Origin of the sequence: Pseudomonas sp. NPDC089392 (assembly GCF_044749595.1) — a bacterium.
GTDB lineage: Bacteria > Pseudomonadota > Gammaproteobacteria > Pseudomonadales > Pseudomonadaceae > Aquipseudomonas.
The window spans coordinates 35,551-60,726 of record NZ_JBIVIF010000027.1; the positions used below are offsets into that span (position 1 = coordinate 35,551).

Sequence of the window (25,176 nt, forward strand, 5' to 3'; positions counted from 1 at the left end):
ACGGCCGCGCTTACCGCGAGTCAGCGGCTGCACATCAGCATGAACTCCAGCGCGTTGTCGCCGCTTGGGCCTTGCACATCCACTAACTGGGTCATCACCGTTACATGGCTGGCTCGCGGTACTCCGATGACTTTGGCCTGGCCATGAAGTTGCCGCTCATAGCTACTGGCATCGATAGGCGAAGCCACGCAGAAACGAGGCTTGCCTGGCATGGCGGAAGGCTTGAGCAAAACCTTGTACTGGTTGTAGTAGTTGGGTTGTGCTTGCAGTTCAACGCTGCTGATCCATTGAGGGGATTGCTGCAGCAGCGTGCCATCTGCGGCTACATGTGCTGTCAGGACGGTTTCCCTAGCATGGGCGCCGGTCTGGAAGGCCAGCCCGATCATGAGCGCCACGCAGCATGCTCGAATTTTCATGTTCCGGTTCCTTGTGTGGATCGACGATGGCCAGCCACCTGCTAGCCAGGCCTGCCAGTGTCGATCCACTTACCACCAAGGATGCGGTAACTATCTACCCCTGCTCGACGCGATTGCGCCCATGCTCCTTGGCCCGGTACAACGCTGCATCTGCACGCTTGAGCACCTGATCGGCGCGCTCGCCTGAATGGAATGCGCCCAGGCCGATGGACGTGGTGATCACTACCCGTTCGCCCTTGAAGTGGAACGGGCACGCTTCAACCGTGGCCCGCAATACCTCGGCCACCTGGGCGGCCGCGGCCGGCGAGGTCTGTGGCAACAGCAGCACGAACTCCTCACCGCCAAAGCGGGCAATGAAGTCACGGCCGCGCAGGCGCTTGCGCAGCTGGTCAGCGACGATCTTCAGTACTTTGTCGCCGGCCAGGTGCCCATAGCTGTCGTTGATGCGCTTGAAATGGTCCAAGTCGAGGATCGCCATCGCCAGGTGGCCGCCGTTTTCCTGCCAATCGAGCACTTCGCGCTCGACCTGCTCGCTCCAGGCCGCGCGGTTGGGCAGGCCGGTGAGAGGGTCAAGCAGGGCCTTCTGCCGCTGCTCCTCAAGGTGCTCGCGGTAGCCGAGCGCCTCATGCTCCATGCTCGCCACCCGCTCGGACAACCCTTGCAGGCGACCTGCCAGCTCTTGCTCGCGGCGATCACGCTCATGCTTGTGTTCGTCCATGGTCACCAGCAGCCCTTCCAGCCGGTTTTCCAGGATGTGCTTGAGGCTGTCCACGTCAGCGGCACCCTGCACGCTGGTCTGCAAACCGTCGACCTGCTCACGCAGTTGGCTATCCAGCGCGCGGGCGGCGGAGCTGTTGTCGGCGTGGCCGGCGCTGGCCTCGTGCAGGTGGCTCTGGAAGCCTTCCAGGCGCTCGTTGAGCTGCTGCAGGTAGGTCTCGAATTCGTGCTGGCCGCTGTCGGTGATCGCCAACATGAGCACGGCCAGGTCATCCAGCACCGGGATCAGCTCATACCAGTTCAAACCGCGGGCGACTCGCTCTCGCATTGCCAAGGCCTGGGCCTTGTGCCGCTCGGGCAGGCTGAGGTCGTCGAGCAGGCCGAGCAAGGTCTGCTCGATGTGCGCAGCGACCTGACTGTAAGGCGGTTCCACGGCGTAGGGCAGGGCATAGGGGCCGTCTTCACCGAAGGTTTCTTCGAGTGTGCTTGTCGGTTTTGCTTGAGCCAGTGCATCGCCAGCTTGCGGTTCTGGCATTTGCTGCAGCGGGCCTGGCTGCGTCTCTGCGGCGTCGATCAGCGCCGGGCCTGAAGCCTCCTGAGTGGGTTCGGGCACTGCGTCTGGCTCGGCAGCAGGGACTGCCAGCGGTTGTAGCGCATCTGCATCGTCAGGTTGCGAGGCTTCGGCGATGCCCGGCACCGCCTGGGCCTGCATCAGGGCAGCAGGAGCAGCCGCCAGCGCAAGCTCTGGCTCGCCTTGGGCGTCATCGTCACGGCTGCCGAACAAGCGTTGTAGAAACCCGGGCCGGGCTTCTTCACCCGGTTTGCCAAGGGCCGACAGCGCGCGCCCCTGCAGGCCGCTCAATTCGCCCAGCAACGGCGGCAGGTCGCGTGACTGGCTAACACCACCGTCGAGCTTCTTCGCCAGTTTTTTCAATGGCCGCGAGATATCGCTTGGCAGCGGCAGCACTTGCAGTTGGCCAACCAGCGCGGTCAGTGCATCACTGACCTGGATCATGCGGGTTTCACGGCGCTGCTCAGAGTCCAGCACCGCTTTCTCAAGGCGCGGAATCAACCCGGCAAGGCCAGCGTCCATGGTGTCGCTGCGGATGACCTCGCGCATTTCCTTCATGCACTCGTCGACTACCTTGTCACTGCCTTCGGCAGCCAGGGTGCTGCGCACCAGGCCGCGACGCAGCAGGTCGAGACGGGCGTCCCAACGGCGTTCGAGCTTTTCCTGCTGCTCGATGCTTTTAAGGTACTTTTCTTTCCAGCGCTCAGCGTCTTCAGTCATGCCTGGGTCCGCAAACGGTGATGGCAATTAGCTCAAGACCGGCAGCGTATCCACAGTCAATGCATCAGGCAATCGAATCTCGACAGCAACGGGAAGGTGGTCGGAAATTGGCCGCGCCAGCACCTCGACACGCTCCAGCGTGAGGCTTGGGCTGAGCAGGATGTGGTCCAGGCAACGTTGCGGTCGCCAGCTGGGGAAGGTGGCTTCGACTTGTGGGGCAATCAGGCCCAGGTCACGCAGCGGTGAGTGCTCCAGCAGGTCGGTGGCATGGGTATTCATGTCGCCCATCAGCACCTGATGGCGATAACCGCCAATCAGCTCGCGGATGTAGCCCAGTTGCAGGGCGCGGGTCTTGGCGCCGAGGGCCAGATGCATCATCACCACGATCAGCGCATCTTCACCCTCGCCAAAACGCACCAGGATCGCACCACGCCCTGAAGGGCCGGGCAATGGGTGGTCTTCGAGCAGTTGCGGCTTCAGGCGGCTGAGCACGCCATTGCTGTGCTGGGCGAAACGCCCGAGGTTGCGGTTGAGTTGCTGGTACCAGTAGGGGAAGGCGCCCAGATGAGCCAGGTGTTCGACCTGGTTGACGTAACCCGAGCGCAGGCTGCCGCCATCGGCTTCCTGCAAGGCTACCAGGTCGAAGTCGCCCAGCAGCTCACCGATCTTCTGCAGGTTGCCGGCACGCCCGTTATGCGGCAGCAGGTGCTGCCAACTACGGGTCAGGTAATGCCGGTAGCGCTCGGTGCTGATCCCCACCTGGATGTTGAAGCTGAGCAGCCGCAGGCGACCATCCTCAGGCAGGCCAGAGGCCAGCAGGTGATGCTCGTTGACCTGCGGCTGGTGCAGGCCAATGCCACGCGTAGTTCTGAAGCGGGGCATGGGTTACGCCGCCTACTTGGCGGCGCGCTCCTTGGCGATCAGCTGGTCGGCGACGTTCAGCACGCCTTCCGGCCCGCCAGCGGTACCCAGGTCGAAGCGGTATTTGCCGTTGACCACCATGGCCGGTACGCCAGTGATTTCGTACTTCTTCGCCAGTTCCTTGGCCTGGTTGACCTGGCCCTTGATGGCGAACGAATCGAAGGTGGCGAGGAACTTGTCCTTGTCCACGCCCTGGGTGGCGAGGAAGTCGGCCATGTCGTTTTTGTCAGTCAGGCGCTTCTTCTGGTTCTGGATGGCATCGAACACCGCCGCGTGTACCTTGTTCTCGACACCCATGGCTTCGAGGGTGAGGAACATCTGGCCGTGAGCGTCCCACGGGCCGCCGAACATGGCTGGCACGCGCTTGAAGTTGACGTCCTTGGGCAGTTTTTCAACCCATGGGTTGATGGTCGGCTCGAAGTGGTAGCAATGTGGGCAGCCGTACCAGAACAGCTCGACCACTTCGATCTTGCCAGGTACAGACACCGGAACAGGGTTGCTCAGCTCCAGGTATTCCTTGCCGGCGACAGGCTCGGCGGCCTGTACGGCGGTCATACCGAATACGCTGGCGGCGACCAGCGCAGCGCTGAGAATCATTTTACGCATGCTTTACTCCTGAGCATTCATGGGTCGCCACGACACGACTTGCACTGAGACAGGCCGGGAAGGGCTCGAGTTCTGTAGTGTAACGGCTGCGGACTGAAAAAAGGGCGGCCCGGCCGCCCTTTCATCATTGGCCTACAACATTAACTGAAAGTTAATGCAGCGCCCTTGAAGGCATGTACAGCACCTGTAGGAGCGGGTTCACCCGCGAAGAGGCCCGGCCTGCGGGCCAATATTCCTGGCCGTTCGCTGTTGCAGCCGCCACCGCATTCGCGGGTAAACCCGCTCCTACAAAGGGACCGCGCCGCTAGTCAGTGCAGGCCCTGGATATAGCTGGCCAACGCCTCGATATCGTGGTTGCTCAGCTTGCCGGCGATGGTGCGCATGGTCATGGCATCGCCATCATTGGTGCGGTTACCTTCGCGGAAGTCGGTCAGCTGCTTGGTCACGTATTGCGAGTGCTGACCGCCCAGGTGCGGGAAGCCAGCCAGGGCGATGCCCGCGCCGTTCGGCGAGTGGCAACCCGTACAGGCCGGCATGCCTTTTTCCATGTCGCCACCGTTGAACAGCGCACGGCCACGCTCGACCAGCTTGGGATCGGCAGCGCCCACGCTGCCTTTCTGGCTGGAGAAGTAGGCGGCAATGTCGGCAAGGTCCTGGTCACTGAACGCAGCCAGCATGCCGGTCATCTCCAGCACGGTACGCTTGCCCGACTTGATATCGTGCAGTTGTTTTTCCAGGTAGCGCTGGCCCTGGCCAGCCAGTTTCGGGAAGTTCGGTGCCAGGCTGTTGCCGTCTGGGTTGTGGCAGGCGCCACAGACGGCTGTTTTGGCCTGGCCAGCGGCGGCATCGCCTTTGATAGGTTGCGCAGCAGTGGCCGCACCTGCGACACCCAGGGTCAACAGCAGACTCACGACTAGTTTGTTCATCAGCTAATCCAACACGGCTAAGGGTGAAATGTTATGTATCGGGACTGCCGCTCATCCAAAGGATGACCAAACGGTAGTCCTCGGCACTGCAGTCCATGCACAATCCACGCGGCGGCATAGCCTTGAAACCCTGGGTCACGTGCTTCACCAGTACATCCATGCCTTGCGCCAGCCTTGGCTCCCACGCTGCCCGGTCACCCTGCCTGGGTGCCTGTGGCAACTGCCCGGTGTGACAGGCCGCACACGTGCGGTTGTACAACACCTCGGGATCCTGTGTAGCCTGTGCGCTGAAATACGGCAGGAACATACCGACAGCTAGCAGCCATTTCGCCAGGCGAAACGACCTGACAGGGTTGGGGGACGCGCTGCGTTCTGATGCGCAAGCTATAGTTCGGCACCCCATGCCCGTTCTCCTTCGCTGGGAGAATGGGCACACAAAAACTGGGGCATTATATACTTCTGTCAGCCAAACGGAAACGACACCGCTTGCCGGCCTAGGCTTTGGCAACACCCACATCGGATATCCCATGCAAGTCAAGAACCCCATCCTCGGCCTCTGCCAGAAAGCCAAATTCGCCCTCAGCGCAGCCAAGGTCGAACAATGCCCGGACGACCAGGGTTACGAGGTGGCTTTCGCCGGCCGCTCCAACGCCGGCAAATCCAGCGCCCTCAACACCCTGACTCATGCCAGCCTGGCGCGTACCTCGAAAACTCCAGGGCGCACCCAGCTTTTGAATTTCTTCAGTCTGGACGATGAACGGCGTTTGGTCGACCTGCCGGGCTACGGTTATGCAAAAGTCCCGATTCCGCTCAAGCAGCACTGGCAGAAACACCTTGAAGCCTACCTGGGCAGCCGGGAATGCCTGCGCGGCATCATCTTGATGATGGACGTGCGCCACCCGATGACCGACTTCGACAAGATGATGCTCGACTGGTCCAAGGCCAGCGGCATGCCGATGCACATCCTGCTGACCAAGGCCGACAAGCTGACCCACGGCGCGGGCAAGAACACCCTGCTGAAGGTGCAGTCGGAGATTAGAAAGGGCTGGGGCGATGGCGTGACCATCCAGCTGTTCTCGGCGCCCAAGCGCCTGGGCGTGGAAGACGCCTACCGGGTGCTGGCGGACTGGATGGAGCTGGAAGACAAGCCAGCCATCTAAAGGTTTGCCCGTATCCTTGTAGGAGCGGGTTTACCCGCGAATGCGGCGGTGCAAGCGGCATCGCATTCGCGGGTAAACCCGCTCCTACAGGGTTCTTCACCAGACTCAGGTCAAATTCCGGGCAAAAAAAACCCCGGACTTCGTATGGGGAGGGGGAAGTTCGGGGTCCAAGTCCGGACCGCTAGGGCGGGGTCCAGATATCTGCCAACACTTAACACAACATAGGAGCATCGAAGGGCTTCACCAGCCATTCAGTTACTCTGAGTTCCGGTTCACCGGTTTAGTTCCGAAGCCCTGAAAACTATTTGCGATAGTTTCATGAAACCTCAGCACCAATGGCACTAGCGGTGCCAGGATCCGCGTCACTACGTCGCAGATCCTACACAGCTTTCCCCGCTCAATCAGTGAGCTTCGTCCCAATTCGCACCAATTCCTGCCTCCACCAGCAGCGGTACATCCAGTTGCGCGGCCCGGCTCATGTGCTGGCGAATTTCATCTTTCACCTGGCCTACCTGGTCTTCGCGCACTTCCAGCACCAGTTCGTCGTGTACCTGCAGGATCACCCGCGCATCCAGCCCGCTCTCGCTCAGCCAGTTATCCACATTGACCATGGCCCGCTTGATGATGTCGGCCGCAGTGCCCTGCATCGGCGCGTTGATCGCCGTGCGCTCGGCGCCTTTGCGCAGGGCCGGGTTCTTGGCATTGATGTCTGGCAGGTAAAGGCGACGGCCGAACAGGGTTTCGACAAAGCCTTGCTCGGCTGCCTGGGCGCGAGTGCGCTCCATGTAGGCCAGCACGCCCGGGTAGCGGGCAAAGTAGCGGTCGATGTAGTCCTGCGACTGCTTGCGGTCGACGCCGATCTGCTTGGCCAGGCCAAACGCGCTCATGCCGTAGATCAGGCCAAAGTTGATGGCCTTGGCGCTGCGGCGCTGGTCGGTGGTGACGTTTTCCAACGCCACGCCAAAGACTTCCGCAGCCGTGGCGCGGTGCACGTCGAGGTCGTTGCGGAAGGCATGCAGCAAGCCTTCGTCCTTGGCCAGGTGGGCCATGATGCGCAGCTCGATCTGCGAATAGTCCGCCGCCAGCAGCTTGTAGCCCGGGCTGGCGACAAACGCCTGGCGGATGCGCCGGCCTTCGGCGGTACGGATCGGAATGTTCTGCAGGTTCGGGTCGCTCGACGACAGCCGGCCGGTAGCCGCCACCGCCTGCTGGTACGAGGTGTGGATACGCCCCGTGCGCGGGTTGATCTGCCCCGGCAGCTTGTCGGTGTAAGTGCTCTTGAGCTTGCTCAGGCTGCGGTACTGCATCAGTACCTCAGGCAGCGGATAGCCTTGCTCGGCCAGTTCGTCGAGCACCGCTTCGGCGGTGGAGGGCTGGCCCTTGGCAGTTTTGCTCAGCACCGGCATGCCCAGCTTGTCGTACAGGATCGCGCCCAGCTGCTTGGGTGAGCCGAGGTTGAATTCTTCACCGGCCAGCTCGTACGCGCGCTGCTCCAGCTCGGCCATCTTCACGCCCAGCTCACCGCTTTGCACATGCAGCAGTGCGGCATCGACCAGCGCGCCTTGGCGCTCGATCTTGGCCAGCACCGGCACCAGCGGCATCTCGATGTCCATCAGCACCGGCTGTACGCTTGGCGTCTGCGCCAGGCGTGCCTGTAGCGCATGGTGCAGGCGCAGGGTGATGTCGGCGTCTTCGGCAGCGTAGGGGCCGGCCTTGTCCAGGTTGATCTGGTTGAAAGTCAGCTGTTTGGCGCCCTTGCCGGCGATGTCCTCGAAGGCGATGGTGGTGTGGTCGAGGTACTTCTGCGCCAGGCTGTCCATGTCGTGACGGGTGGCGGTGGAATTGAGCACATACGACTCAAGCATGGTGTCGTAAGCAACGCCACGCATTTCGATGGCCGGCGAGGCATTGGCGAGGATGTTGATGTCGTACTTGGCGTTCTGCCCGACCTTGGCCTTGGCCGGGTCTTCCAGCAGTGGCTTCAGCGCCAGCAGCACGGCCTCGCGGTCCAGCTGGGCCGGCGCGCCTTCGTAGTCGTGGGCCAGCGGCACATAGGCCGCTACATGCGGCTCGACCGCGAACGACAGGCCCACAAGCTGCGCCTGCTGGGCGTCCAGGCCGGTGGTTTCGGTGTCGAAGGCGAACAGCGGCGCCTGGCGCAGCTTCTCCAGCCAGGCATCGAAACGGGTCTGGTCGAGGATGGTTTCGTACTTGGGCTCGACCTTGGCAGCCGGCTCGTCAGCAACCGGGGCGACAACATCGCCAGCCTTGCTCGCCTCGCGCTGCACCTCGGCGACCCAGCTCTTGAACTCCATTTCGGTGTACAGCGCCAGCAGCGCCTCGCGGTCCGGCTCACCGCAAACCAGCGCCTCGACCTCGACATCCAGTGGCACGTCGCACTTGATGGTGGCCAGTTCGTAGGACAGGAACGCCGAGTCGCGGTGTTCTTCAAGTTTGGCCGGCAGGGTCTTGGCGCCGCGGATGGCCAGGGTCGGGACCTTGTCGAGGTTGGCGTACAGGTCACTGAGGCCGCCGCCGATACCGGTCAGCAGGCCGACCGCGGTCTTTTCGCCTACACCCGGCACGCCGGGGATGTTGTCGACCTTGTCGCCCATCAGGGCGAGGAAGTCGATGATGTGTTCCGGGCCGACACCAAACTTCTCGTGCACGCCGGCAACGTCCATCACGCTGCCGGTCATGGTGTTGACCAGCGTCACGTGGCCGTCCACCAGTTGCGCCATGTCCTTGTCGCCGGTCGAGATGATCACCGGGCGGCCCTGGGTGGCACTGCTGCGCGCCAGGGTGCCGATCACGTCATCGGCCTCGACGCCTTCGACGCACAGCAGCGGGTAGCCCAGCGCCTTGACACTGGCGTGCAGCGGCTCGACCTGTACCCGCAGGTCGTCGGGCATGCTCGGGCGGTTGGCCTTGTAGTCGGCGAACATGGCATCACGGAAGGTGCCACCCTTGGCGTCGAACACCACTGCGAACAGGCTGTCGGGGTATTGCTTGCGCAGGCTCTTGAGCATGTTCAGCACACCCTTCACCGCACCGGTCGGCATGCCCTTGGACGTGGTCAGCGGCGGCAGCGCGTGGAAGGCGCGGTACAGGTAGGAGGAACCGTCCACCAGGACGAGGGGCGCTTGGCTCATGAGCAGAATCAACCTTTTCGACGGGTCCGGCGCTAGAATAGCCAGAATCATTGACGACAAAGGGACTAGGTTATCATGCGTACACTCAATCGCCTGTTACTGCTCGGCCTGTTGGCAACCATGCCTGTCGTCACCCTGGCGGCGGAAGACGCCCCCTCGGCCGATCCCGAGGTGACCATTCGCACGGAAGGCGACAAGACCATCCAGGAATACCGGCAGAACGGCTTCCTGTATGCAATCAAGATCACGCCGAAAAACGGCAAGCCTTATTTCCTGGTACGCGCCGATGGCTCTGATGGCAATTTCATTCGATCCGACCAGCCGGACATGCTGATTCCGTCCTGGAAGATCTTCGAGTGGTAATCTGACGCGCACCGTTCACATCAACCCGGCACTTCCCGGCGGAAGTGCCCGTATGGGCAATTTTTCATCATGTCAGTCTTCACCCCCGTGACCCGGCCTGAGCTGGAAACCTTTCTGGCGCCGTACGAGCTGGGCCGTCTGCTCGACTTCCAGGGCATTGCCGCCGGCACCGAGAACAGCAATTTCTTCGTCAGCCTCGAACAGGGGGAGTTCGTCCTGACGCTGATCGAGCGTGGGCCCAGCGAGGACATGCCGTTCTTCATCGAGCTGCTCGACACCCTGCACGCGGCCGACATGCCGGTGCCGTATGCCATTCGTGACCGCGACGGCAACGGCCTGCGCGAGCTGTGTGGCAAGCCAGCGCTGCTGCAGCCACGGCTGTCGGGCAAGCACATCAAGGCCCCCAACGCCCAGCACTGCGCCCAGGTCGGCGAGCTGCTGGCACACATCCACCTGGCCACCCGCGAGCACATCATCGAGCGCCGCACCGACCGTGGCCTGGACTGGATGCTGGCCTCCGGTGCCGAGTTGCTGCCACGCCTGACTGCCGAACAAGCTGCGCTGCTGCAGCCGGCACTGGACGAGATCAGCGCGCACAAGGCGCAGATCCTGGCGTTGCCACGGGCCAACCTGCATGCCGACCTGTTCCGCGACAACGTGATGTTCGAAGGCACCCACCTGACCGGCGTGATCGACTTCTACAACGCCTGCTCGGGGCCGATGCTGTATGACATCGCCATTACCGTGAACGACTGGTGCCTGGACGAGCACGGTGCGGTCGATGTGCCCCGCGCCCAGGCACTGCTGGCAGCCTATGCGGCGCTGCGGCCGTTCACTGCAGCCGAGGCCGAGCTGTGGCCGGAAATGTTGCGGGTAGGTTGTGTGCGTTTCTGGCTGTCGCGTCTGATTGCGGCGGAATCGTTTGCCGGGATGGATGTGATGATCCATGACCCGAGCGAGTTCGAAGTGCGTTTGGCGCAGCGCCAGCAGGTGGCGTTGCACCTGCCGTTTGCGCTCTGAACCCAGCCGCGATTGCTCTTTGTAGGAGCGGCCTTGTGTCGCGATAGGGCCGCAAAGCGGCCCCAGCAATTTCTGCTGCGACGCTGGGATCCTGGGGCCGCTCTGCGGCCCTATCGCGACACAAGGCCGCTCCTACAACGGGCGCGCACTGCTTCAGATGTGAGGCTGGTGGTGCCTGGCGCGGGGTTGGGGGAGGGCTGACAGGTGCCCGCCTTGATGCTTTCTGCGCCTGTAAGATCGAGCGCCGCCCGCGCGGCGCTTCGCAGCAAAAGGCTGCTCCTACATCTGTTTCGGGCCAATTATTCCTGAGGCAAAGGCGCGCGGCCCCTTAGTGTTCACCTCGATATCGTGTCGGACAAACAAGGCGGTCGCGCGCATTGGCACAGGCGTTACTGGCCCGAAACAGATGTAGGAGCAGCCTTGTGCTGCGAAGCGCCGCGCGGGCGGCGCTCGATCTCCGCAACACACAAAAATCAAGACAAGCACCTGTCCGCCCTGATGCAATCTCCAGCAAAACCCGGCTTACAACTGCTCCAGGCACCCAGCCAGGTCACCCCCAAGCTTCTCCAGCAACCGCTCATAGCCCTTGCCATCCACCGGATCAGTACCACCAAGTGCATCCAGCTCAGCCAGGCGCACCGGCAGCCCGGCAGTCAGTGTCTCGGCCAGCCGCGGTCGCAGTGGCGGCTCGCTGAACACACAGGTCTTGCCCACTTCCTGCAGGCGCTTGCGCATGGCCGCCACATGCTGGGCCCCCGGCTGCACCTCGGATGCCACGCTGAACACGCCGGTATGCTTCAGGCCATACTCAGCCTCGAAATAATCGAACGCCTCGTGGAACACGAAGTACGGTTTGTCCGCAATACCCGCCACCCGCGCCTTGATCCGCCCGTCCAGCGCATCCATACGGCCTAAGAAGGTCTTAAGGTTGCTCTGGTAGCGCGCCGCGTTGGCCGGATCGGCCTGGGCCAGGTCATCTGCCATTTTCGCCGCGATTACCCGCGCGTTAACCGACGACAACCACAAGTGCGCATCCAGGCTGCCCGGGCGGTGGTCATGGTCATGGTCGTCATGATCCGCTTCCTCATGGGAATGGCTGTCCTCGCCAAAGTGACGCAGCTTCATGCCTGGCAGCGACTGCACGGCCACGGTGGCTTTGCTGCGGCTGCCCAGTACGCGTGGCAGGAAGTTCTCCATGTCCGGCCCGATCCAGTACAGCAGGTCGGCATCGCCTACACGCCGTACGTCAGACGGGCGCAGCGCGTAGTGGTGCGGCGAAGCACCTGGTGGCAACAAAACTTCCGGGCTGCCGACACCCTCCTGCACGGCGGCGGCAATCTGTTGCAGGGGCTTGATACTGGTCAGCACACGCACGTCGGCCTGGGCGGAAAATGCGATGAAAGCGACAAACAGAGCTAGGAATCGGGACACGGTGGATACTCGAGTCGTCAGAAACAGGTAACATAATAACGTCTCCATCCAGAACCGTCGCTGCCCATGTCCATCACGCCGCTGGCCAACCGTCCTCACGATCATTCCCATTGCGTACACAGCGCACTGGCTGAAGCCGACGCCTTGTGCACCCGCCAGGGCCTGCGCCTGACCGCGCTGCGCCGCCGGGTGCTGGAGCTGGTGTGGCAAAGCCACAAGCCACTGGGCGCCTACGACATCCTCGCCGTGCTCAGCGAGCAGGACGGCCGCCGCGCCGCGCCGCCTACGGTGTACCGCGCACTGGATTTCCTGCTGGAAAACGGCCTGGTGCACCGCATCGCTTCGCTCAACGCCTTCATTGGCTGCAGCCACCCGGAGCACGTGCACCAGGGCCAGTTCCTGATCTGCCGCACCTGCCATGTGGCCATCGAGCTGGAGCAGAGCAGCATTAGCGAGGCGATTATCAACAGCGCCAAGGGCGTGGACTTCGCCGTCGAGACCCAGACCGTGGAAGTGGTCGGGCTGTGCGGCAACTGCCGGAGCGCGGCATGAGCGACGCACTGATCCGCCTGGAGCAGGTCGGCGTCACCTTTGGCGGCGAGGCGGTGCTCGACAGCATCGACCTGTCGGTCGCACCGGGCCAGATCGTCACCCTGATCGGCCCCAACGGGGCGGGCAAGACCACCCTGGTGCGCGCCGTGCTCGGGCTGCTCAAGCCGCACCGCGGCAAGGTATGGCGCAAGCCGAAGCTGCGCATTGGCTACATGCCGCAAAAGATCCAGGTCGATGCCACGCTGCCGCTGTCGGTGCTGCGCTTCTTGCGCCTGGTGCCCGGCGTAGACCGCGCGGCAGCCTTGTCGGCGCTGCAGGAAGTGGGCGCCGAACAAGTCATCGACAGCCCGATCCAGACCATTTCCGGTGGTGAGATGCAGCGCGTGCTGCTGGCCCGCGCCCTGCTGCGCGAGCCCCAGCTGCTGGTGCTCGACGAGCCGGTTCAAGGCGTGGACGTGGTCGGCCAGACCGAGCTGTACAACCTCATCACCCGCCTGCGCGACCGTCACGGCTGCGGCGTGCTGATGGTTTCCCATGACCTGCACCTGGTCATGAGCGCTACCGACCAGGTGGTGTGCCTGAACCGCCACGTGTGCTGCTCGGGCCACCCGGAGCAAGTCAGCAACGACCCGGCCTTCGTCGAGCTGTTCGGCCAGAACGCCCCGAGCCTGGCCGTTTACCACCACCATCACGACCACAGCCACGACCTGCACGGCTCGGTCGTCGCCCCCGGCACCCATGTTCACGGAGAGCACTGCAAGCATGGCTGATTTTCTTCTTTACGCCTTGCTTGCGGGCCTTTCCCTGGCAGTCGTTGCGGGCCCGCTCGGCTCTTTCGTGGTGTGGCGGCGCATGGCGTATTTCGGCGACACCCTATCCCACGCCGCACTGCTGGGCGTGGCGATGGGCTTCGTACTGGATGTGAGCCCGGCCTTGGCGGTAACCGTCGGCTGCCTGTTGCTGGCGATCCTGCTGGTGACGTTGCAACAACGCCAACCGCTGGCTTCCGACACCCTGCTCGGTATCCTCGCCCCCAGCACCTTGTCGCTGGGCCTGGTGGTGCTGAGCTTCATGCATGACGTGCGCATCGACCTGATGGCCTACCTGTTCGGCGACCTGCTGGCCATCAGCACCACCGACCTGGCCTGGATCCTGGGTGGCAGTGCGCTGGTCCTGCTGCTGCTTGCAGCGCTGTGGCGGCCATTGCTGGCAGTCACCGTGCACGAAGAGCTGGCCATGGTCGAAGGCCTGCCCGTTGCCGGCCTGCGCATGGCGCTGATGCTGCTGATCGCGGTGGTGATTGCCGTGGCCATGAAGATTGTCGGCGTATTGCTGATCACCTCGCTGCTGATCATCCCCGCTGCTGCGGCGCAGCGTCACGCCCGCTCGCCCGAGCAGATGGCCCTGGGCGCCAGCCTGCTGGGCGTCACCGCCGTCTGCGGCGGCCTGGCCATGTCCTGGTTCAAGGACACCCCCGCCGGCCCGTCGATCGTGGTCTGTGCAGCGGTGCTATTCTTGCTGAGCCTGGCCCTGCCAAAGCGCTGAAAACAGGGCGTGTGCCGGCACGCCTTGCAACCCATTGCCGGGTAAAGGGTCTGTAAGACCTGTTTTCGAGCGTGCGCACCTGGGTGTAGACTTGCTCGCTTTTTGCGCAAATAGAGAGTCGCAGGAATGAAGCCGTTCGCCTCCCGTTATCTGCTTGTTGCCGCGTTTTCCCTGTTCCTGGCTGCCTGCTCCAGCGCGCCGGTCGAACAGGCCACCGCACCTGCCCAAGCCGATGCCTGGCAGCAGTTGCAACAGAACATCGCCAGCAACGAGCTGGCCACCGCCGAAGACCAGCTGGCAGCCCTGCAGGCCCAGTCCCCGGATGACGCACGCCTGGAGCAATACCAGCGCCAGCTCGCTGAAGCCTACCTGCGCCGCAGCCAGGTCGTGCTGCAGAAGGGCGATGTGAACGCGGCGGCGACGGCCCTGGCCCGCGCCCGTGCACTGATGCCGCAGGCCCCGGCAGTGACCGGTGGCGATCCCCTTTCCCAGGCCCGCAAGGCGGAGCTGGAGAAGGCCGAGGCTGCGTTGAAGGCCGCCGAAGCCAAGCCCAGGGCACGCATCATCGACCCGACCGCGCCTAGCACCGTGGTGGCGTTGAAGACCACCGACAGCCGCGCCATGCGCCGCCAGCTGGATGAAATTGCTGCCGATGTGGTGAGCTATGACTGTGAAGTGGTGTTCCAGGTGCCGCGCACTGACGATGCGCCGTGGCTGAAGACCTTGCTGGAGAAACGCGTGCGCAAGATCGACAGCGGGTTTGAGCTGAAGCAGAAGCATGAAATCCAGCGTACGCTGCCAGCGCGGGTGGTGCTGGTTCCGCATCAGCAGTAAAAAGCTTCTCGGGTGAACCCGCTCCCACAGGGATAGCACAAGTTTCGAGGTCGGTGCTGTACCTGTGGGAGCGGGTTTACCCGCGAAGAGGCCCTATCAGGCTGGAATAGCCTCCGCAGCCGCCTCCCGCTCCCACACCCGATGCCCCTCTACCGCTTTGACAAAGGCATCCACCACCTTCTGCTCATCCCCCAGCAACAACCCCTTGTCCTCCTTGAGCCCCAGCGCCTTGACCAATTCCTGGGTCAACACCAGCGCCTTCAAGTGCTTGTAGCCCTCCAGCAAGAAGTGCTTGGCCAACCCGCTAGCCGCCAGGGCATCCGTTGAAGCTTTACCTCCCGGCACCACAATCCCGTCGAACATGATCGAGGGCATCCCCTCCATCGACGCATCCACCGGCAGCTGTTTGCCATCGGCCGCCTTCACCGGCGCCGAGGTCGGCCCCAACAGCATCGGCCGGGCGCTGTGCGCTTCAAGCGCCTTGACCAGTTTGTCCACGCTGACAGCGTCCACGCCATTGGCCACCAGCACGGCAATCTTGCGCCCCTTGATACCTACCGAACCTGGGTGGTTCATCTGGCTCAAGGCAGGCGATTGCGCCAGCTGGCTACCCTTCACCTGTACCGTTCCCGCTTTCGGCGCAGGCAGGCCCAAGTTGGCTGCAACCGCCGCCGCCAGTTTCAAATCGATATTGGCGAGAATTTCATTCACTTCCCGGGCACGGATATGTTCGCGCTCAACTTTACCCAGCTCAAAGCTGTAGGCCTTGATGATGTGGAGTTGCTCGGTCGCACTCATGCTCTGGAAGAACAGCCGGGCCTGCGAGAAATGATCGCCGAACGACTCGCTGCGCTGACGAATCTTGTGCGCATCGACACGCTCTTGGTAACTCTCGAAGCCGCCGTCTTGCGCTGCAGGCGGGGTTTCCTTCGGCCAGCCGCCGTCAATCGAGTTGGGCTCGTAGGAAGCCCGACCCTTGTGCACGACGTGCTGATGCATCGCATCACGCTGGTTATTGTAGTTAGGCGCTACGGGGCGGTTGATCGGAATCTGGTGGAAATTCGGCCCACCCAGGCGGCTGATCTGCGTATCGGTGTACGAGAACAGCCGGCCCTGAAGCAGCGGGTCGTTGGTAAAGTCGATTCCCGGTACGATATGGCCAGGGCAAAACGCGACCTGTTCAACCTCGGCGAAGAAATTGTCAGGGTTGCGGTTCAGCACCATCTTGCCCAGTGGCGTTACGGGCACCAGCTCTTCCGGAATGATTTTGGTCGGGTCCAACAAGTCAAAGTCGAACTTATGCTCGTCGGCCTCGGGCACAATCTGCACGCCCAGTTCCCATTCCGGGTAATCACCCGTCTCGATCGCTTCCCACAGGTCACGGCGCTGGAAATCAGTGTCCTTGCCCGCCAGTTTCTGCGCCTCGTCCCACAACAGCGAATGCACACCCTGTCGCGGCTTCCAGTGAAACTTGACGAAACTGGCCACGCCCTCGGCGTTGATCAGGCGGAAGGTATGCACGCCGAAACCTTCCATCATACGCAAGCTGCGTGGGATAGCACGGTCGGACATGGCCCACATCACCATGTGGGCCGACTCCGGCACCAGCGAAACAAAGTCCCAGAACGTGTCGTGCGCCGAGCCCCCGGTAGGGATTTCGTTATGCGGTTCGGGTTTGACCGCATGGACAAAATCGGGGAACTTGATCGCGTCCTGGATGAAGAATACAGGCATGTTGTTGCCGACCAGATCGAAGTTACCTTCGTCGGTAAAGAACTTGACCGCGAAACCGCGCACATCACGCACTGTGTCCCCGGAACCACGAGGGCCTTGTACAGTGGAAAATCGCACGAATACAGGCGTGATTTTCTCAGGGTCCCGCAAGAAGCCTGCTTTTGTCAGCTCGGCGTGGTCGCCATAGCTCTGGAAAAAGCCATGCGCGCCCGTGCCGCGGGCATGCACGATACGCTCGGGGATACGCTCGTGGTCAAAATGGGTAATCTTCTCGCGCATGATGAAGTCTTCAAGCAGCGAGGGGCCACGATCACCCGCCTTCAAGGTGTTCTGGTTGTCAGCGATTCGCACCCCCTGGTTGGTGCGCAGGGCCTGGCCAGTGGCATCGCTGCGCACATCCTCCAGGCTTTGCAGCTTGGCATTGGTGTTGGCCCGGTCCGGGGTCTGCGTGCCGGCGGCTTCACTGTGCTTTGGCGCGTCCGTGTTCTTGCTGGGCATGGTCGGCTCTCCTCATCAGTCTTCAGGCGTGCCCGTTGCGGGCTTGTGCAAGTAGTGACTGGGAGGCTTTGCCGAGCGTTCAATCAGGATTACCGGTTGTCGCGATATGCCCGAAGGATTGGTGCATTACGAAATAAATGCTAAGAACAGCTATGGGAAAAGGCTAAAATGCGCGACCCAGCTAACCGCTGACCCAAATTCCATGCGCCCCACAAGGTTCGCTACGTGATCGAGTTCCAACAGGTACATAAAACCTACCGCGTTGCCGGTAGGGAAATCCCCGCACTGAATCCGACCAGCCTGACCATCGAAGATGGCCAGGTGTTCGGCCTGATCGGCCATTCCGGCGCCGGCAAAAGCACCATGCTGCGCCTGATCAACCGCCTGGAAGAGCCTTCCGGCGGCAAGATCATCGTCGACGGCGAAGACGTCACCGCGTTCAACGCCAACCAGCTGCGCGGCTTCCGCCAGCAGGTCGGCATGATCTTCCAGCACTTCAACCTGCTGGCCTCCAAGACCGTTGCCGACAACGTCGCCCTGCCACTGACCCTGGCCGGCGAGCTGTCGCGCAGCGAAATCGACAAGCGCGTCACCGAGCTGCTGGCCCGCGTCGGCCTATCGGACCACGCCAAAAAGTACCCGGCGCAGCTGTCCGGCGGCCAAAAGCAGCGCGTCGGCATCGCCCGCGCCTTGTCCACCAACCCGAAGATCCTGCTGTGCGACGAGGCCACCAGCGCCCTCGACCCGCAAACCACGGCTTCGGTCCTGCAACTGCTGGCCGAGATCAACCGTGAACTGAAGCTGACCATCGTGCTGATCACCCACGAGATGGACGTGATCCGCCGGGTCTGCGACCGCGTGGCAGTGATGGACGCCGGCCAGATCGTCGAGCAAGGCTCGGTGGCCGACGTGTTCCTGCACCCGCAGCACGCCACCACCAAGCGTTTTGTCCAGGAAGACGAGCAGGTCGACGAAGGCGAGCAGCGCGACGACTTTGCCCACGTGCCGGGCCGCATCGTGCGCCTGACCTTCCAGGGCGACGCCACCTACGCGCCGCTGCTGGGCACCGTGGCCCGCGAAACCGGTGTGGACTACAGCATCCTCGCCGGGCGTATCGACCGCATCAAGGATGTCCCCTATGGCCAGCTCACCCTCGCCCTGATCGGCGGAGACATGGAAGCGGCGTTCGCCCGCTTCAAGGCAGCTGACGTACATATGGAGGTACTGCGTTGATGGACGCCCTGAATTTCTTTGCCAACGTCGACTGGGCCGAAATCTGGCTGGCCACCATCGACACCATGATCATGCTGTTCGGCTCGCTGTTCTTCACCGTGCTGCTGGGCCTGCCGCTGGGCGTGCTGCTGTTCCTCTGCGGGCCAAAGCAGATGTTCGAACAGAAGGGCGTGTATGCGCTGCTGTCGCTGGTGGTGAACATCCTGCGCTCGCTGCCGTTCATCATCCTGCTGATCGTGATGATCCCGTTCACCGTGCTGATCACCGGCACCTCGCTGGGCGTCGCCGGCGCTATCCCGCCGCTGGTGGTAGGTGCTACGCCGTTCTTCGCCCGCCTGGTGGAAACCGCCCTGCGTGAAGTGGACCGCGGCATCATCGAAGCCACCCAGTCGATGGGCGCCACCACCCGCCAGATCATCACCAGCGCCCTGCTGCCGGAGGCCCGCCCAGGTATCTTCGCAGCCATTACCGTAACCGCCATCACCCTGGTTTCGTACACCGCCATGGCCGGTGTGGTCGGTGCCGGCGGCCTCGGCGACCTGGCCATCCGCTTCGGCTACCAGCGCTTCCAGACCGATGTGATGGTAGTGACCGTGGTGCTGTTGCTGGTACTGGTTCAGGTGCTGCAAAGCGTGGGCGACAAACTGGTTGTGCATTTTTCCCGTAAGTAACCCCAATGGGGTCGGCCCGGCCGACCCGTTCGGGGGCCGTCGCGGCCCTCACAAGGAGTGATCAATGAAGAAGCTGCTTGCTGTTGTCGCCGCTGTCGCGGCCTTCTCGGCCCACGCCGAGTCCCTGACCGTTGCCGCCACCCCGGTGCCGCACGCCGAGATCCTCAACTTCGTCAAACCTGCGCTGGCCAAAGAAGGCGTGGAGCTGAAGGTCAAGGAATTCACCGACTACATCCAGCCGAACGTGCAGGTTGCCGAAAAGCGCCTGGATGCCAACTTCTTCCAGCACCAGCCGTACCTGGATGAGTTCAACAAGGCCAAGGGCACCAACCTGGTGAGCGTGGCTGGCGTGCACATCGAGCCGCTGGGCGTGTACTCGACCAAGATCAAGAAGCTGGATGAGCTGTCCTCCGGCGCCACCGTGGTCATCCCCAACGACGCCACCAACGGCGGCCGCGCCCTGCTGCTGCTGGACAAGGCCGGTGTGATCAAGCTGAAGGACAACAAGAACATCCTGTCGACCGTGAAGGATGTTGCCGAGAACCCGAAAGGCCTGAAATTCCGCGAGCTGGAAGCAGCCACCATCCCGCGCGTGCTGACCCAGGTCGATGCTGCCCTGATCAACACCAACTACGCGCTGGAAGCCAAGCTGAACCCTGAGAAAGACGCCCTGGCCATCGAAGGCAGCGACTCGCCTTACGTGAACATCCTGGTTGCCCGCCCGGACAACAAGGACTCCGATGCCATGAAGAAGCTGGCAGCAGCGCTGCACTCGCCTGAGGTGAAGCAGTTCATCAACGAGAAGTACAAAGGCGCTGTGGTTCCGGCGTTCTAAGCCGAACAATCGCGCTGGATTCTTCGCGGGTAAACCCGCTCCCACAGGAGCAGTGCAGGCTAGAAGCCTTGTGAAATCCCTGTAGGAGCGGGTTTACCCGCGAAGCTTTTAAAGCCCCATCAATCCCGCTTGACCAGCCCCGGCAACTGCGCCACCAGCTTCTGGTTGTTGAACGGCGCCCGAATAAACCCACGCTGACGCCCATCCGGCCCCACAACCGCCAGGTTGCCGCTGTGGTCCACGGTGTACCCCGGCTTGCTGGTATCCGCCGGAATGAACGGAATGCTCAAGGCATTGGCCAGCTTCTGGGTATCCTCGATCGACCCCGCCACCCCGACAAAGTCCTTGTCGAAATAGCCCAGGTACTGCTTCAGCTGGTTCGGCGTGTCGCGGTTCGGGTCCACGCTCACCAGCACCACCTGCAGCCGGTCGACGGCTTCCTTGGGCAGCTCGCTCTTCACCTGGCGCAACTGGGCCAGGGTGGTCGGGCAGATGTCCGGGCAGTAGGTGTAGCCAAAGAACAGCAGCGACCATTTGCCTTTCAGGTCATCCAATTGCACCGGCTGGCCGTCCTGGTTGGTCATGGTCACGTCGGCCACGGTGCGGCTCTGCGGCAGCAGGATGATGCCGGCATCAATCAGCTCGGTGGGGTTGGGCTGGTCGCGGCCATTGAGCACCTTGTTGACGGTCAGGCCCAGGATCAACGCGACCAGGGCAACGAGAATGAAGACGGTTTTCTGGGTTCGGGTCATAGGTTCAGCAACAGGTAGTGGTCGAGAAGCAACGCGATGAACAACGCGAACAGGTAGCCGATAGAGTACTTGAAGGTACCGATCGCCGCGTGCGGCCGGCTGCCACGGTACAACACCCAGGCCCATTGCAGGAAGCGCAGGCCCAGCACCAGGGCACAGGCCAGGTACAGCGGGCCGCTCATGTGGATGGCATACGGCAGCAGGCTCACCGCCAGCAAAACCAGGGTGTACAGCAGGATATGCAGCTTGGTGTAACGCTCACCGTGGGTCACCGGCAACATCGGGATATCGACCTTGGCGTACTCCTCCTTGCGGTGGATGGCCAGGGCCCAGAAGTGCGGCGGGGTCCAGGCGAAGATGATCAGCACCAGCAGCAGCGGCTCGGCGCTGACATGGCCGCTGACCGCTACCCAGCCGAGCAATGGCGGTGCAGCCCCAGCCAGGCCGCCGATAACGATGTTCTGTGGCGTGGCACGCTTGAGAAAGCCGGTGTAGAGCACCGCATAGCCCAGCAGGGAGGCCAGGGTCAGCCAGGCGGTGAGGGCGTTGGTGAACACCAGCAGCAGGGCCATGCCCAGCAGCGCCAGGGCCAGGGCGAACAGCAACGCCGGCAGCGGCTCGACACGGCCTTGGGCCAGTGGCCGCTTGTGGGTACGTGCCATCAGCGCATCGATGCGCCGGTCCACCACATGGTTGACCATCGCCGCAGCGCCGGCACACAGGCCGATGCCCAGGTTACCGAACAGCAGCACACTCCAGCTCACACCCGCGCGGGTGGCGAGGAACATGCCCGCCAGCGAAGTGATCAGCATCAGCACCACCACTTTGGGCTTGGTCAGCTCCAGGTAGTCGCGCCAACTGGCCCGCCGTACGCTCAGAAGCGTCGCCACGAATCGTTCCTCATGTGATGGGAAATGCCCACGCCAGCCACCGGCCGCAGGCGCCAGCCTTGGCCGACACCCACGCGCACCTTGTCGACCACGCGAATGCGGTAGTTCACCAGCACCATGCTCAGCAACAACAGCGCCCCGCCAGCGTTGTGCGCCACCGCCACAGCCAGCGGCAGGTGGAACAGTACGTTGCTGATGCCCAGGCCGACTTGCAGGGCCAGCGCCAACAACACCAGCCGTGCCAGGCCGGGCAGGCCACAGCGGTGCAGCTTCCAGCTGAGCATCAGCAGCACACAGGTCACCAGCAGCGCGCCCAGGCGGTGGCTGATGTGGATGGCCGTGCGCGCATCACTGTCCAGTTGCCCGCCCAGGTAATTGGGGCCGACGTGCTGGGTCAAATGGAAGCCATTGCTGAAGTCCGCCGCCGGCCACCACTGGCCATGGCAGGTGGGCAGGTCGATACAGGCGACCGCCGCGTAGTTGGCACTGACCCAGCCGCCCAGGGCAATCTGGCCGATCACCACCAGCAGGGCCAACGCGGCGATCCGGCGCAGGCTTAACGGCAGTTTTGGCAAAGGTGCAAAGGCCCGGGATAGACGCAGGGACAACAGCAACAGCAAGCTCAGGGTCGTGAAGCCACCCAGTAAATGCGCGGTGACCACCTGCGGCCACAACTTCAAGGTGACCGTCCACATGCCGAAGGCTGCCTGGGCCAGCACCACGCCCAGCAACAGCACCGGCAGGCGATACGGCTGGCCATCGCGGGCATGCCGACGCACTGCCTGCAAGGCGAGCAGGGCAATCACCACGGCCAGGGTGCCGGCGAAGTAGCGATGGACCATCTCGGCCCAGCCTTTGGCTGCCTCCACCGGGTGCTCGGGGAAGTGCAGCTCGGCATGGGCCAGCTGCGCTTCGCTCTTGGGCACGCTGATGAAGCCGTAGCAGCCCGGCCAGTCAGGGCAGCCGAGGCCGGCGTGGGTCAGGCGGGTATAGGCACCGAGCAGGACAACCAGCAGTGCCAGCAGGGTGGCGAACACAGCAAGGCGAAATCCGGGTCTGGCCATGGCAGGCTCCTAGCCGATGTTGGACAGCTTCAGCAGATGGCGCAGGTCATCCAGCACATGCTTGCCGTTGACCTTGGCGTCATATCGCAGCACCAGGTTGCCGTGCGGGTCGACGATCCACAGCTGCGGGCCGGGTTCGCCCACCTGCTGCCGATAGCGCTGGGCATCCAGCGGGTAGCGTTGCAATTGCGGGTACTCGCGACCCAGCAATGCCTGGTAATCAGCACTCACCGGCTGGGCGGCGGCCAGCGCATGGCTGGCGCGGCTGGCATCGCGGCCCAGGCCGACCTGGATCTGCCGGGCCAGGTACACCAGGCGCTGGCAGTCCTCGGCACAGGCTTCGGGCGCACTGACCAGCAGCTGCCAGCGCTCGTCCTGGCCAGCCACGCCGAGATCGGCGCGGTTTTCACCGTTGCCAATCATGGCGCCGTGGTAACTGCGGCCATCGGGCACCCAGAAGTTCAGCTTGTACATGCTGGTGGCCAGGATCATCGGCCCGAGCACCACCAGCAGGATCAGCAGTAGCTGCAAACGCCCGCGGGCTCTGGGTTTGCTACGTTCAGGCACTTCCAGTGGAGTGGCGGTGGCCATGGCGTTTCTCCTTGTTTTGGTGCCAGCCGAAGTAGAGGTAGAGCAGTACCAGAGCGGCAGCCAGGGCAAACCACTGCACGGCATAGCCCAAGTGTTTTTCCGGCCCCATGGCGACTACCGGCCAATCCAGGCGATAGGTCGCCGGGCCGGGCTCCAGGCGCAATTCGTGGGCGTAACCTTCGCGACCGAGCTGCGGCCATAGCTGCGCGGCATCGATGGCGGTCAACAGATGCGGCCATTGGCCGCCAACAGGGTCCGGGTGCAGCTGGAAGGAGCTGCCGGGCGCGACATACACCGAAGCGTCCAGCGCCAAGGCCTTGGCAGGGGTTTCGAAGTGCACCGGCACGCGGCGGTCCGGCCATGGCAGCCAGCCGCGGTTGACCAGCAGCCACAAGCCGCTGGCCTGGTCATGGAAAGGTTGCAGCAACTCGACACCGGCCTGGCCGTCGCGCATGCGGTTATCCAGCAACAGGCTGTGCTCGGCGTCGAAGCGGCCATACAGGTGCACGCGACGGAAGGCGTTGTCGTCATCCGCTGTCAGCTGGGCCGTGGCCAACGGCGCCTCGACGCGACGCTCGGCGTAGTTGGCCAGCAGCACGCGCTTTTCCTCGGCGCGGCCCAGTTGCCAGCAGCCAAGCGCGATCAGCCCCGGCAGCAGCGCAAGCACTACCAGGGTCGGTATCCAGCCCGGACTGAATGGCCTCATCGAAGCCTCGCCGGGTCAATCGCTATACTTATCAACATCACCGCATCCCCCCGGAGTAGCGCCATGCTCAAGGCCGCGATTGTCCTGATGCTGTTGGCCACGATTGCCAGCCTGTTCAGTGGCCTGGTGTTTCTGGTCAAGGACGATGAAAACTCGACCCGCCTGCTGAAAGCGCTGACTGTGCGGGTGACCCTGGCGGCGCTGACTATCGGCCTGGTCGCCTGGGGCTTCATCAGTGGTCAGCTGGTTTCACATGCCCCCTTCTGAATCTGCATTTGCTTTGATGGCCTCATCGCCGGCAAGCCAGCTCCCACAGGTATCCCACATGCCTCAAGGCCCAGTGAGCCCCTGTGGGAGCTGGCTTGCCGGCGATTGGCCCTAGAGCACATACACAAAGATGAACAACCCCACCCAAACCACATCAACGAAGTGCCAGTACCAACTGGCCGCCTCGAAGCCGAAGTGTTTCTCCGGGTTGAAGTGCCCACGCAAAATCCGCACGAACATCACGATCAGGATGATCGTGCCCAAGGTCACGTGGGCGCCGTGGAAGCCGGTGAGCATGAAGAACGTCGCCCCATAGATCCCCGAGCCCAGCGTCAACCCCAGCTTGGTATAGGCCTCGTGGTACTCGAAGGCCTGCAGCGCGATAAAGCTGATGCCCAACAGAATGGTCAGCGCCATCCAGAACTTCAGTGGCCCACGGTGCCCCCGGCGCAGGGCGTGGTGGGCAATGGTGATGGTCACGCTGGAGCTGACCAGCAAGATGGTGTTGATCAGCGGCAGGTGCCACGGGTCGATCACCTCCTTGGGCGGCGGGAACAGTTTCGGGTCGGGCGTGTGCAGCAGCGGCCAGGTAAATTCGAAGGTCGGCCACAGCATGTGCGCAACGCCCTTGGCCCCTTCGCCCCCCAGCCATGGCCCGGCCAGCACGCGCACATAGAACAGCGCACCAAAGAAGGCCAGGAAGAACATCACCTCGGAGAAGATGAACCAGCTCATGCCCCAGCGGAACGAGCGGTCCAGCTGCGGGCTGTACAGCCCCGCGCGGCTCTCTCGCACCACCGAGCCAAACCAGCCGAACAGCATGTAGGCCAGGAACAACGCACCCACGAAGAAAATCAGCGGCCCGTGCGAATCCGGGTGGCCGGCCTTCATGTCGTTGAACCAGGTGCCCAAGCCGAACACCGTGATGAACATGCCGATGGTGGCGATGATCGGCCACTTGCTCTGCGCCGGGACGTAGTAGTGCTCATGACTTGCCATTG

At 62.9% G+C, this 25,176-nt stretch carries 26 protein-coding genes; 11 read left to right on the forward strand and 15 right to left on the reverse strand.

The window, feature by feature from the left end:
• Positions 1 to 20: 20 nt before the first annotated feature.
• The 6 genes from ACIP1G_RS21095 to ACIP1G_RS21120 all read right to left on the reverse strand — a co-directional run bounded on the left by ACIP1G_RS21095 (position 21) and on the right by ACIP1G_RS21120 (position 5,211).
• Complete coding sequence (locus tag ACIP1G_RS21095) at positions 21 to 416, reverse strand: hypothetical protein (protein WP_400740472.1); 396 nt, start codon at positions 414 to 416, stop codon at positions 21 to 23.
• 94 nt (positions 417 to 510) lie between these two features.
• Positions 511 to 2,424: a diguanylate cyclase gene (locus ACIP1G_RS21100; protein WP_400740474.1), complete on the reverse strand. Its 1,914-nt coding sequence runs from the start codon at positions 2,422 to 2,424 to the stop codon at positions 511 to 513.
• Between the two features lie 27 nt (positions 2,425 to 2,451).
• Positions 2,452 to 3,306 (reverse strand): endonuclease/exonuclease/phosphatase family protein, encoded by an 855-nt coding sequence (locus ACIP1G_RS21105; RefSeq protein ID WP_400740475.1) that lies wholly within the window; start codon positions 3,304 to 3,306, stop codon positions 2,452 to 2,454.
• Between the two features lie 12 nt (positions 3,307 to 3,318).
• Positions 3,319 to 3,951 (reverse strand): thiol:disulfide interchange protein DsbA, encoded by a 633-nt coding sequence (gene dsbA, locus ACIP1G_RS21110; protein ID WP_400740476.1) that lies wholly within the window; start codon positions 3,949 to 3,951, stop codon positions 3,319 to 3,321.
• A gap of 308 nt (positions 3,952 to 4,259) precedes the next feature.
• The gene (locus tag ACIP1G_RS21115; RefSeq protein WP_400740478.1) at positions 4,260 to 4,877 is read right to left on the reverse strand and encodes a c-type cytochrome; all 618 of its coding nucleotides are present in this window, start codon (positions 4,875 to 4,877) and stop codon (positions 4,260 to 4,262) included.
• 31 nt (positions 4,878 to 4,908) lie between these two features.
• On the reverse strand, positions 4,909 to 5,211 hold the full coding sequence (locus ACIP1G_RS21120) for a c-type cytochrome (protein ID WP_391132045.1): 303 nt from the start codon (positions 5,209 to 5,211) through the stop codon (positions 4,909 to 4,911).
• 193 nt (positions 5,212 to 5,404) lie between these two features.
• Here ACIP1G_RS21120 and yihA point away from each other — a divergent pair, with 193 nt between their 5' ends.
• Positions 5,405 to 6,037, forward strand: a complete 633-nt coding sequence (gene yihA / locus ACIP1G_RS21125; protein ID WP_400740480.1) for a ribosome biogenesis GTP-binding protein YihA/YsxC — start codon at positions 5,405 to 5,407, stop codon at positions 6,035 to 6,037.
• 401 nt (positions 6,038 to 6,438) lie between these two features.
• Here the strand turns inward: yihA and polA are convergent, their stop codons facing one another.
• Positions 6,439 to 9,189: a DNA polymerase I gene (gene polA / locus ACIP1G_RS21130; RefSeq protein WP_400740482.1), complete on the reverse strand. Its 2,751-nt coding sequence runs from the start codon at positions 9,187 to 9,189 to the stop codon at positions 6,439 to 6,441.
• 75 nt (positions 9,190 to 9,264) lie between these two features.
• Here polA and ACIP1G_RS21135 point away from each other — a divergent pair, with 75 nt between their 5' ends.
• Entirely contained in the window at positions 9,265 to 9,552 is a 288-nt protein-coding gene (locus ACIP1G_RS21135; RefSeq protein WP_015268476.1) for a DUF2782 domain-containing protein, read from the forward strand.
• Between the two features lie 69 nt (positions 9,553 to 9,621).
• Positions 9,622 to 10,572 carry a homoserine kinase gene (locus tag ACIP1G_RS21140; RefSeq protein WP_346645372.1) on the forward strand — a complete coding sequence of 317 codons (951 nt, stop codon included), beginning with the start codon at positions 9,622 to 9,624 and terminating at the stop codon, positions 10,570 to 10,572.
• A gap of 522 nt (positions 10,573 to 11,094) precedes the next feature.
• On the opposite strand, the gene ACIP1G_RS21145 is transcribed toward ACIP1G_RS21140, so the two are convergent.
• The gene (locus ACIP1G_RS21145) at positions 11,095 to 12,051 is read right to left on the reverse strand and encodes a zinc ABC transporter substrate-binding protein (protein WP_400740484.1); all 957 of its coding nucleotides are present in this window, start codon (positions 12,049 to 12,051) and stop codon (positions 11,095 to 11,097) included.
• Positions 12,052 to 12,069: 18 nt separating this feature from the next.
• On the opposite strand from ACIP1G_RS21145, the gene zur reads away from it, so the two are divergent.
• The 4 genes from zur to ACIP1G_RS21165 all read left to right on the forward strand — a co-directional run bounded on the left by zur (position 12,070) and on the right by ACIP1G_RS21165 (position 14,934).
• Entirely contained in the window at positions 12,070 to 12,555 is a 486-nt protein-coding gene (gene zur / locus ACIP1G_RS21150) for a zinc uptake transcriptional repressor Zur (protein ID WP_400740486.1), read from the forward strand.
• Positions 12,552 to 13,325: a zinc ABC transporter ATP-binding protein ZnuC gene (znuC, locus tag ACIP1G_RS21155; protein ID WP_016712841.1), complete on the forward strand. Its 774-nt coding sequence runs from the start codon at positions 12,552 to 12,554 to the stop codon at positions 13,323 to 13,325. The genes zur and znuC overlap by 4 nt, the downstream gene beginning before the upstream one ends.
• The gene (znuB, locus tag ACIP1G_RS21160) at positions 13,318 to 14,100 is read left to right on the forward strand and encodes a zinc ABC transporter permease subunit ZnuB (protein WP_274081509.1); all 783 of its coding nucleotides are present in this window, start codon (positions 13,318 to 13,320) and stop codon (positions 14,098 to 14,100) included. The genes znuC and znuB overlap by 8 nt, the downstream gene beginning before the upstream one ends.
• A 126-nt stretch (positions 14,101 to 14,226) precedes the next feature.
• Positions 14,227 to 14,934, forward strand: coding sequence for a PA5502 family lipoprotein (locus ACIP1G_RS21165; RefSeq protein WP_400740487.1), 708 nt, complete (start codon positions 14,227 to 14,229; stop codon positions 14,932 to 14,934).
• Positions 14,935 to 15,030: 96 nt separating this feature from the next.
• Here ACIP1G_RS21165 and katE read toward each other — a convergent pair whose 3' ends face one another.
• Positions 15,031 to 17,166 (reverse strand): catalase HPII, encoded by a 2,136-nt coding sequence (katE, locus tag ACIP1G_RS21170; protein ID WP_400740489.1) that lies wholly within the window; start codon positions 17,164 to 17,166, stop codon positions 15,031 to 15,033.
• A 225-nt stretch (positions 17,167 to 17,391) separates the two neighbouring features.
• Between katE and ACIP1G_RS21175 the strand changes: the two genes are divergently transcribed.
• The 3 genes from ACIP1G_RS21175 to ACIP1G_RS21185 all read left to right on the forward strand — a co-directional run bounded on the left by ACIP1G_RS21175 (position 17,392) and on the right by ACIP1G_RS21185 (position 19,905).
• Positions 17,392 to 18,399: a methionine ABC transporter ATP-binding protein gene (locus tag ACIP1G_RS21175; protein WP_201206677.1), complete on the forward strand. Its 1,008-nt coding sequence runs from the start codon at positions 17,392 to 17,394 to the stop codon at positions 18,397 to 18,399.
• Complete coding sequence (locus ACIP1G_RS21180; RefSeq protein WP_012269918.1) at positions 18,399 to 19,070, forward strand: methionine ABC transporter permease; 672 nt, start codon at positions 18,399 to 18,401, stop codon at positions 19,068 to 19,070. The genes ACIP1G_RS21175 and ACIP1G_RS21180 overlap by 1 nt, the downstream gene beginning before the upstream one ends.
• 64 nt (positions 19,071 to 19,134) lie before the next feature.
• A complete protein-coding gene (locus tag ACIP1G_RS21185; protein ID WP_400740490.1) occupies positions 19,135 to 19,905 on the forward strand; it encodes a MetQ/NlpA family ABC transporter substrate-binding protein in 771 nt (256 codons plus the stop codon).
• Positions 19,906 to 20,024: 119 nt separating this feature from the next.
• Here ACIP1G_RS21185 and ACIP1G_RS21190 read toward each other — a convergent pair whose 3' ends face one another.
• Genes ACIP1G_RS21190 through ACIP1G_RS21210 form a run of 5 tightly spaced genes read right to left on the reverse strand, consistent with a single transcriptional unit; the run spans position 20,025 to position 23,908 of the window.
• A complete protein-coding gene (locus ACIP1G_RS21190) occupies positions 20,025 to 20,657 on the reverse strand; it encodes an SCO family protein (RefSeq protein WP_013970305.1) in 633 nt (210 codons plus the stop codon).
• Positions 20,654 to 21,547: a heme o synthase gene (gene cyoE / locus ACIP1G_RS21195; RefSeq protein ID WP_400740492.1), complete on the reverse strand. Its 894-nt coding sequence runs from the start codon at positions 21,545 to 21,547 to the stop codon at positions 20,654 to 20,656. Before cyoE ends, ACIP1G_RS21190 begins: the two co-directional genes overlap by 4 nt.
• Positions 21,532 to 22,611, reverse strand: a complete 1,080-nt coding sequence (locus tag ACIP1G_RS21200; RefSeq protein WP_400740494.1) for a heme A synthase — start codon at positions 22,609 to 22,611, stop codon at positions 21,532 to 21,534. Before ACIP1G_RS21200 ends, cyoE begins: the two co-directional genes overlap by 16 nt.
• Positions 22,612 to 22,620: 9 nt before the next feature.
• A complete protein-coding gene (locus tag ACIP1G_RS21205; protein ID WP_400740495.1) occupies positions 22,621 to 23,202 on the reverse strand; it encodes a hypothetical protein in 582 nt (193 codons plus the stop codon).
• Positions 23,171 to 23,908 (reverse strand): SURF1 family protein, encoded by a 738-nt coding sequence (locus ACIP1G_RS21210; RefSeq protein ID WP_400740496.1) that lies wholly within the window; start codon positions 23,906 to 23,908, stop codon positions 23,171 to 23,173. The genes ACIP1G_RS21205 and ACIP1G_RS21210 overlap by 32 nt, the downstream gene beginning before the upstream one ends.
• 63 nt (positions 23,909 to 23,971) lie before the next feature.
• Here ACIP1G_RS21210 and ACIP1G_RS21215 point away from each other — a divergent pair, with 63 nt between their 5' ends.
• Positions 23,972 to 24,175 (forward strand): twin transmembrane helix small protein, encoded by a 204-nt coding sequence (locus ACIP1G_RS21215; protein ID WP_003258925.1) that lies wholly within the window; start codon positions 23,972 to 23,974, stop codon positions 24,173 to 24,175.
• A gap of 111 nt (positions 24,176 to 24,286) precedes the next feature.
• On the opposite strand, the gene ACIP1G_RS21220 is transcribed toward ACIP1G_RS21215, so the two are convergent.
• A complete protein-coding gene (locus tag ACIP1G_RS21220; RefSeq protein ID WP_400740498.1) occupies positions 24,287 to 25,174 on the reverse strand; it encodes a cytochrome c oxidase subunit 3 in 888 nt (295 codons plus the stop codon).
• Positions 25,175 to 25,176 lie beyond the last annotated feature (2 nt).

Excerpts from the sequence above, each read along its gene's own strand:
- ACIP1G_RS21095 (WP_400740472.1), bottom strand. The coding sequence starts at position 416 with ATGAAAATTCGAGCATGCTGCGTGGCGCTCATGATCGGGCTGGCCTTC.
- ACIP1G_RS21100 (WP_400740474.1), bottom strand. The coding sequence starts at position 2,424 with ATGACTGAAGACGCTGAGCGCTGGAAAGAAAAGTACCTTAAAAGCATC.
- ACIP1G_RS21105 (WP_400740475.1), bottom strand. The coding sequence starts at position 3,306 with ATGCCCCGCTTCAGAACTACGCGTGGCATTGGCCTGCACCAGCCGCAG.
- dsbA (WP_400740476.1), bottom strand. The coding sequence starts at position 3,951 with ATGCGTAAAATGATTCTCAGCGCTGCGCTGGTCGCCGCCAGCGTATTC.
- ACIP1G_RS21115 (WP_400740478.1), bottom strand. The coding sequence starts at position 4,877 with ATGAACAAACTAGTCGTGAGTCTGCTGTTGACCCTGGGTGTCGCAGGT.
- yihA (WP_400740480.1), top strand. The coding sequence starts at position 5,405 with ATGCAAGTCAAGAACCCCATCCTCGGCCTCTGCCAGAAAGCCAAATTC.
- polA (WP_400740482.1), bottom strand. The coding sequence starts at position 9,189 with ATGAGCCAAGCGCCCCTCGTCCTGGTGGACGGTTCCTCCTACCTGTAC.
- ACIP1G_RS21135 (WP_015268476.1), top strand. The coding sequence starts at position 9,265 with ATGCGTACACTCAATCGCCTGTTACTGCTCGGCCTGTTGGCAACCATG.
- ACIP1G_RS21140 (WP_346645372.1), top strand. The coding sequence starts at position 9,622 with ATGTCAGTCTTCACCCCCGTGACCCGGCCTGAGCTGGAAACCTTTCTG.
- ACIP1G_RS21145 (WP_400740484.1), bottom strand. The coding sequence starts at position 12,051 with ATGGAGACGTTATTATGTTACCTGTTTCTGACGACTCGAGTATCCACC.
- zur (WP_400740486.1), top strand. The coding sequence starts at position 12,070 with ATGTCCATCACGCCGCTGGCCAACCGTCCTCACGATCATTCCCATTGC.
- znuC (WP_016712841.1), top strand. The coding sequence starts at position 12,552 with ATGAGCGACGCACTGATCCGCCTGGAGCAGGTCGGCGTCACCTTTGGC.
- znuB (WP_274081509.1), top strand. The coding sequence starts at position 13,318 with ATGGCTGATTTTCTTCTTTACGCCTTGCTTGCGGGCCTTTCCCTGGCA.
- ACIP1G_RS21165 (WP_400740487.1), top strand. The coding sequence starts at position 14,227 with ATGAAGCCGTTCGCCTCCCGTTATCTGCTTGTTGCCGCGTTTTCCCTG.
- katE (WP_400740489.1), bottom strand. The coding sequence starts at position 17,166 with ATGCCCAGCAAGAACACGGACGCGCCAAAGCACAGTGAAGCCGCCGGC.
- ACIP1G_RS21180 (WP_012269918.1), top strand. The coding sequence starts at position 18,399 with ATGGACGCCCTGAATTTCTTTGCCAACGTCGACTGGGCCGAAATCTGG.
- ACIP1G_RS21185 (WP_400740490.1), top strand. The coding sequence starts at position 19,135 with ATGAAGAAGCTGCTTGCTGTTGTCGCCGCTGTCGCGGCCTTCTCGGCC.
- ACIP1G_RS21190 (WP_013970305.1), bottom strand. The coding sequence starts at position 20,657 with ATGACCCGAACCCAGAAAACCGTCTTCATTCTCGTTGCCCTGGTCGCG.
- ACIP1G_RS21200 (WP_400740494.1), bottom strand. The coding sequence starts at position 22,611 with ATGGCCAGACCCGGATTTCGCCTTGCTGTGTTCGCCACCCTGCTGGCA.
- ACIP1G_RS21205 (WP_400740495.1), bottom strand. The coding sequence starts at position 23,202 with ATGGCCACCGCCACTCCACTGGAAGTGCCTGAACGTAGCAAACCCAGA.
- ACIP1G_RS21210 (WP_400740496.1), bottom strand. The coding sequence starts at position 23,908 with ATGAGGCCATTCAGTCCGGGCTGGATACCGACCCTGGTAGTGCTTGCG.
- ACIP1G_RS21215 (WP_003258925.1), top strand. The coding sequence starts at position 23,972 with ATGCTCAAGGCCGCGATTGTCCTGATGCTGTTGGCCACGATTGCCAGC.
- ACIP1G_RS21220 (WP_400740498.1), bottom strand. The coding sequence starts at position 25,174 with ATGGCAAGTCATGAGCACTACTACGTCCCGGCGCAGAGCAAGTGGCCG.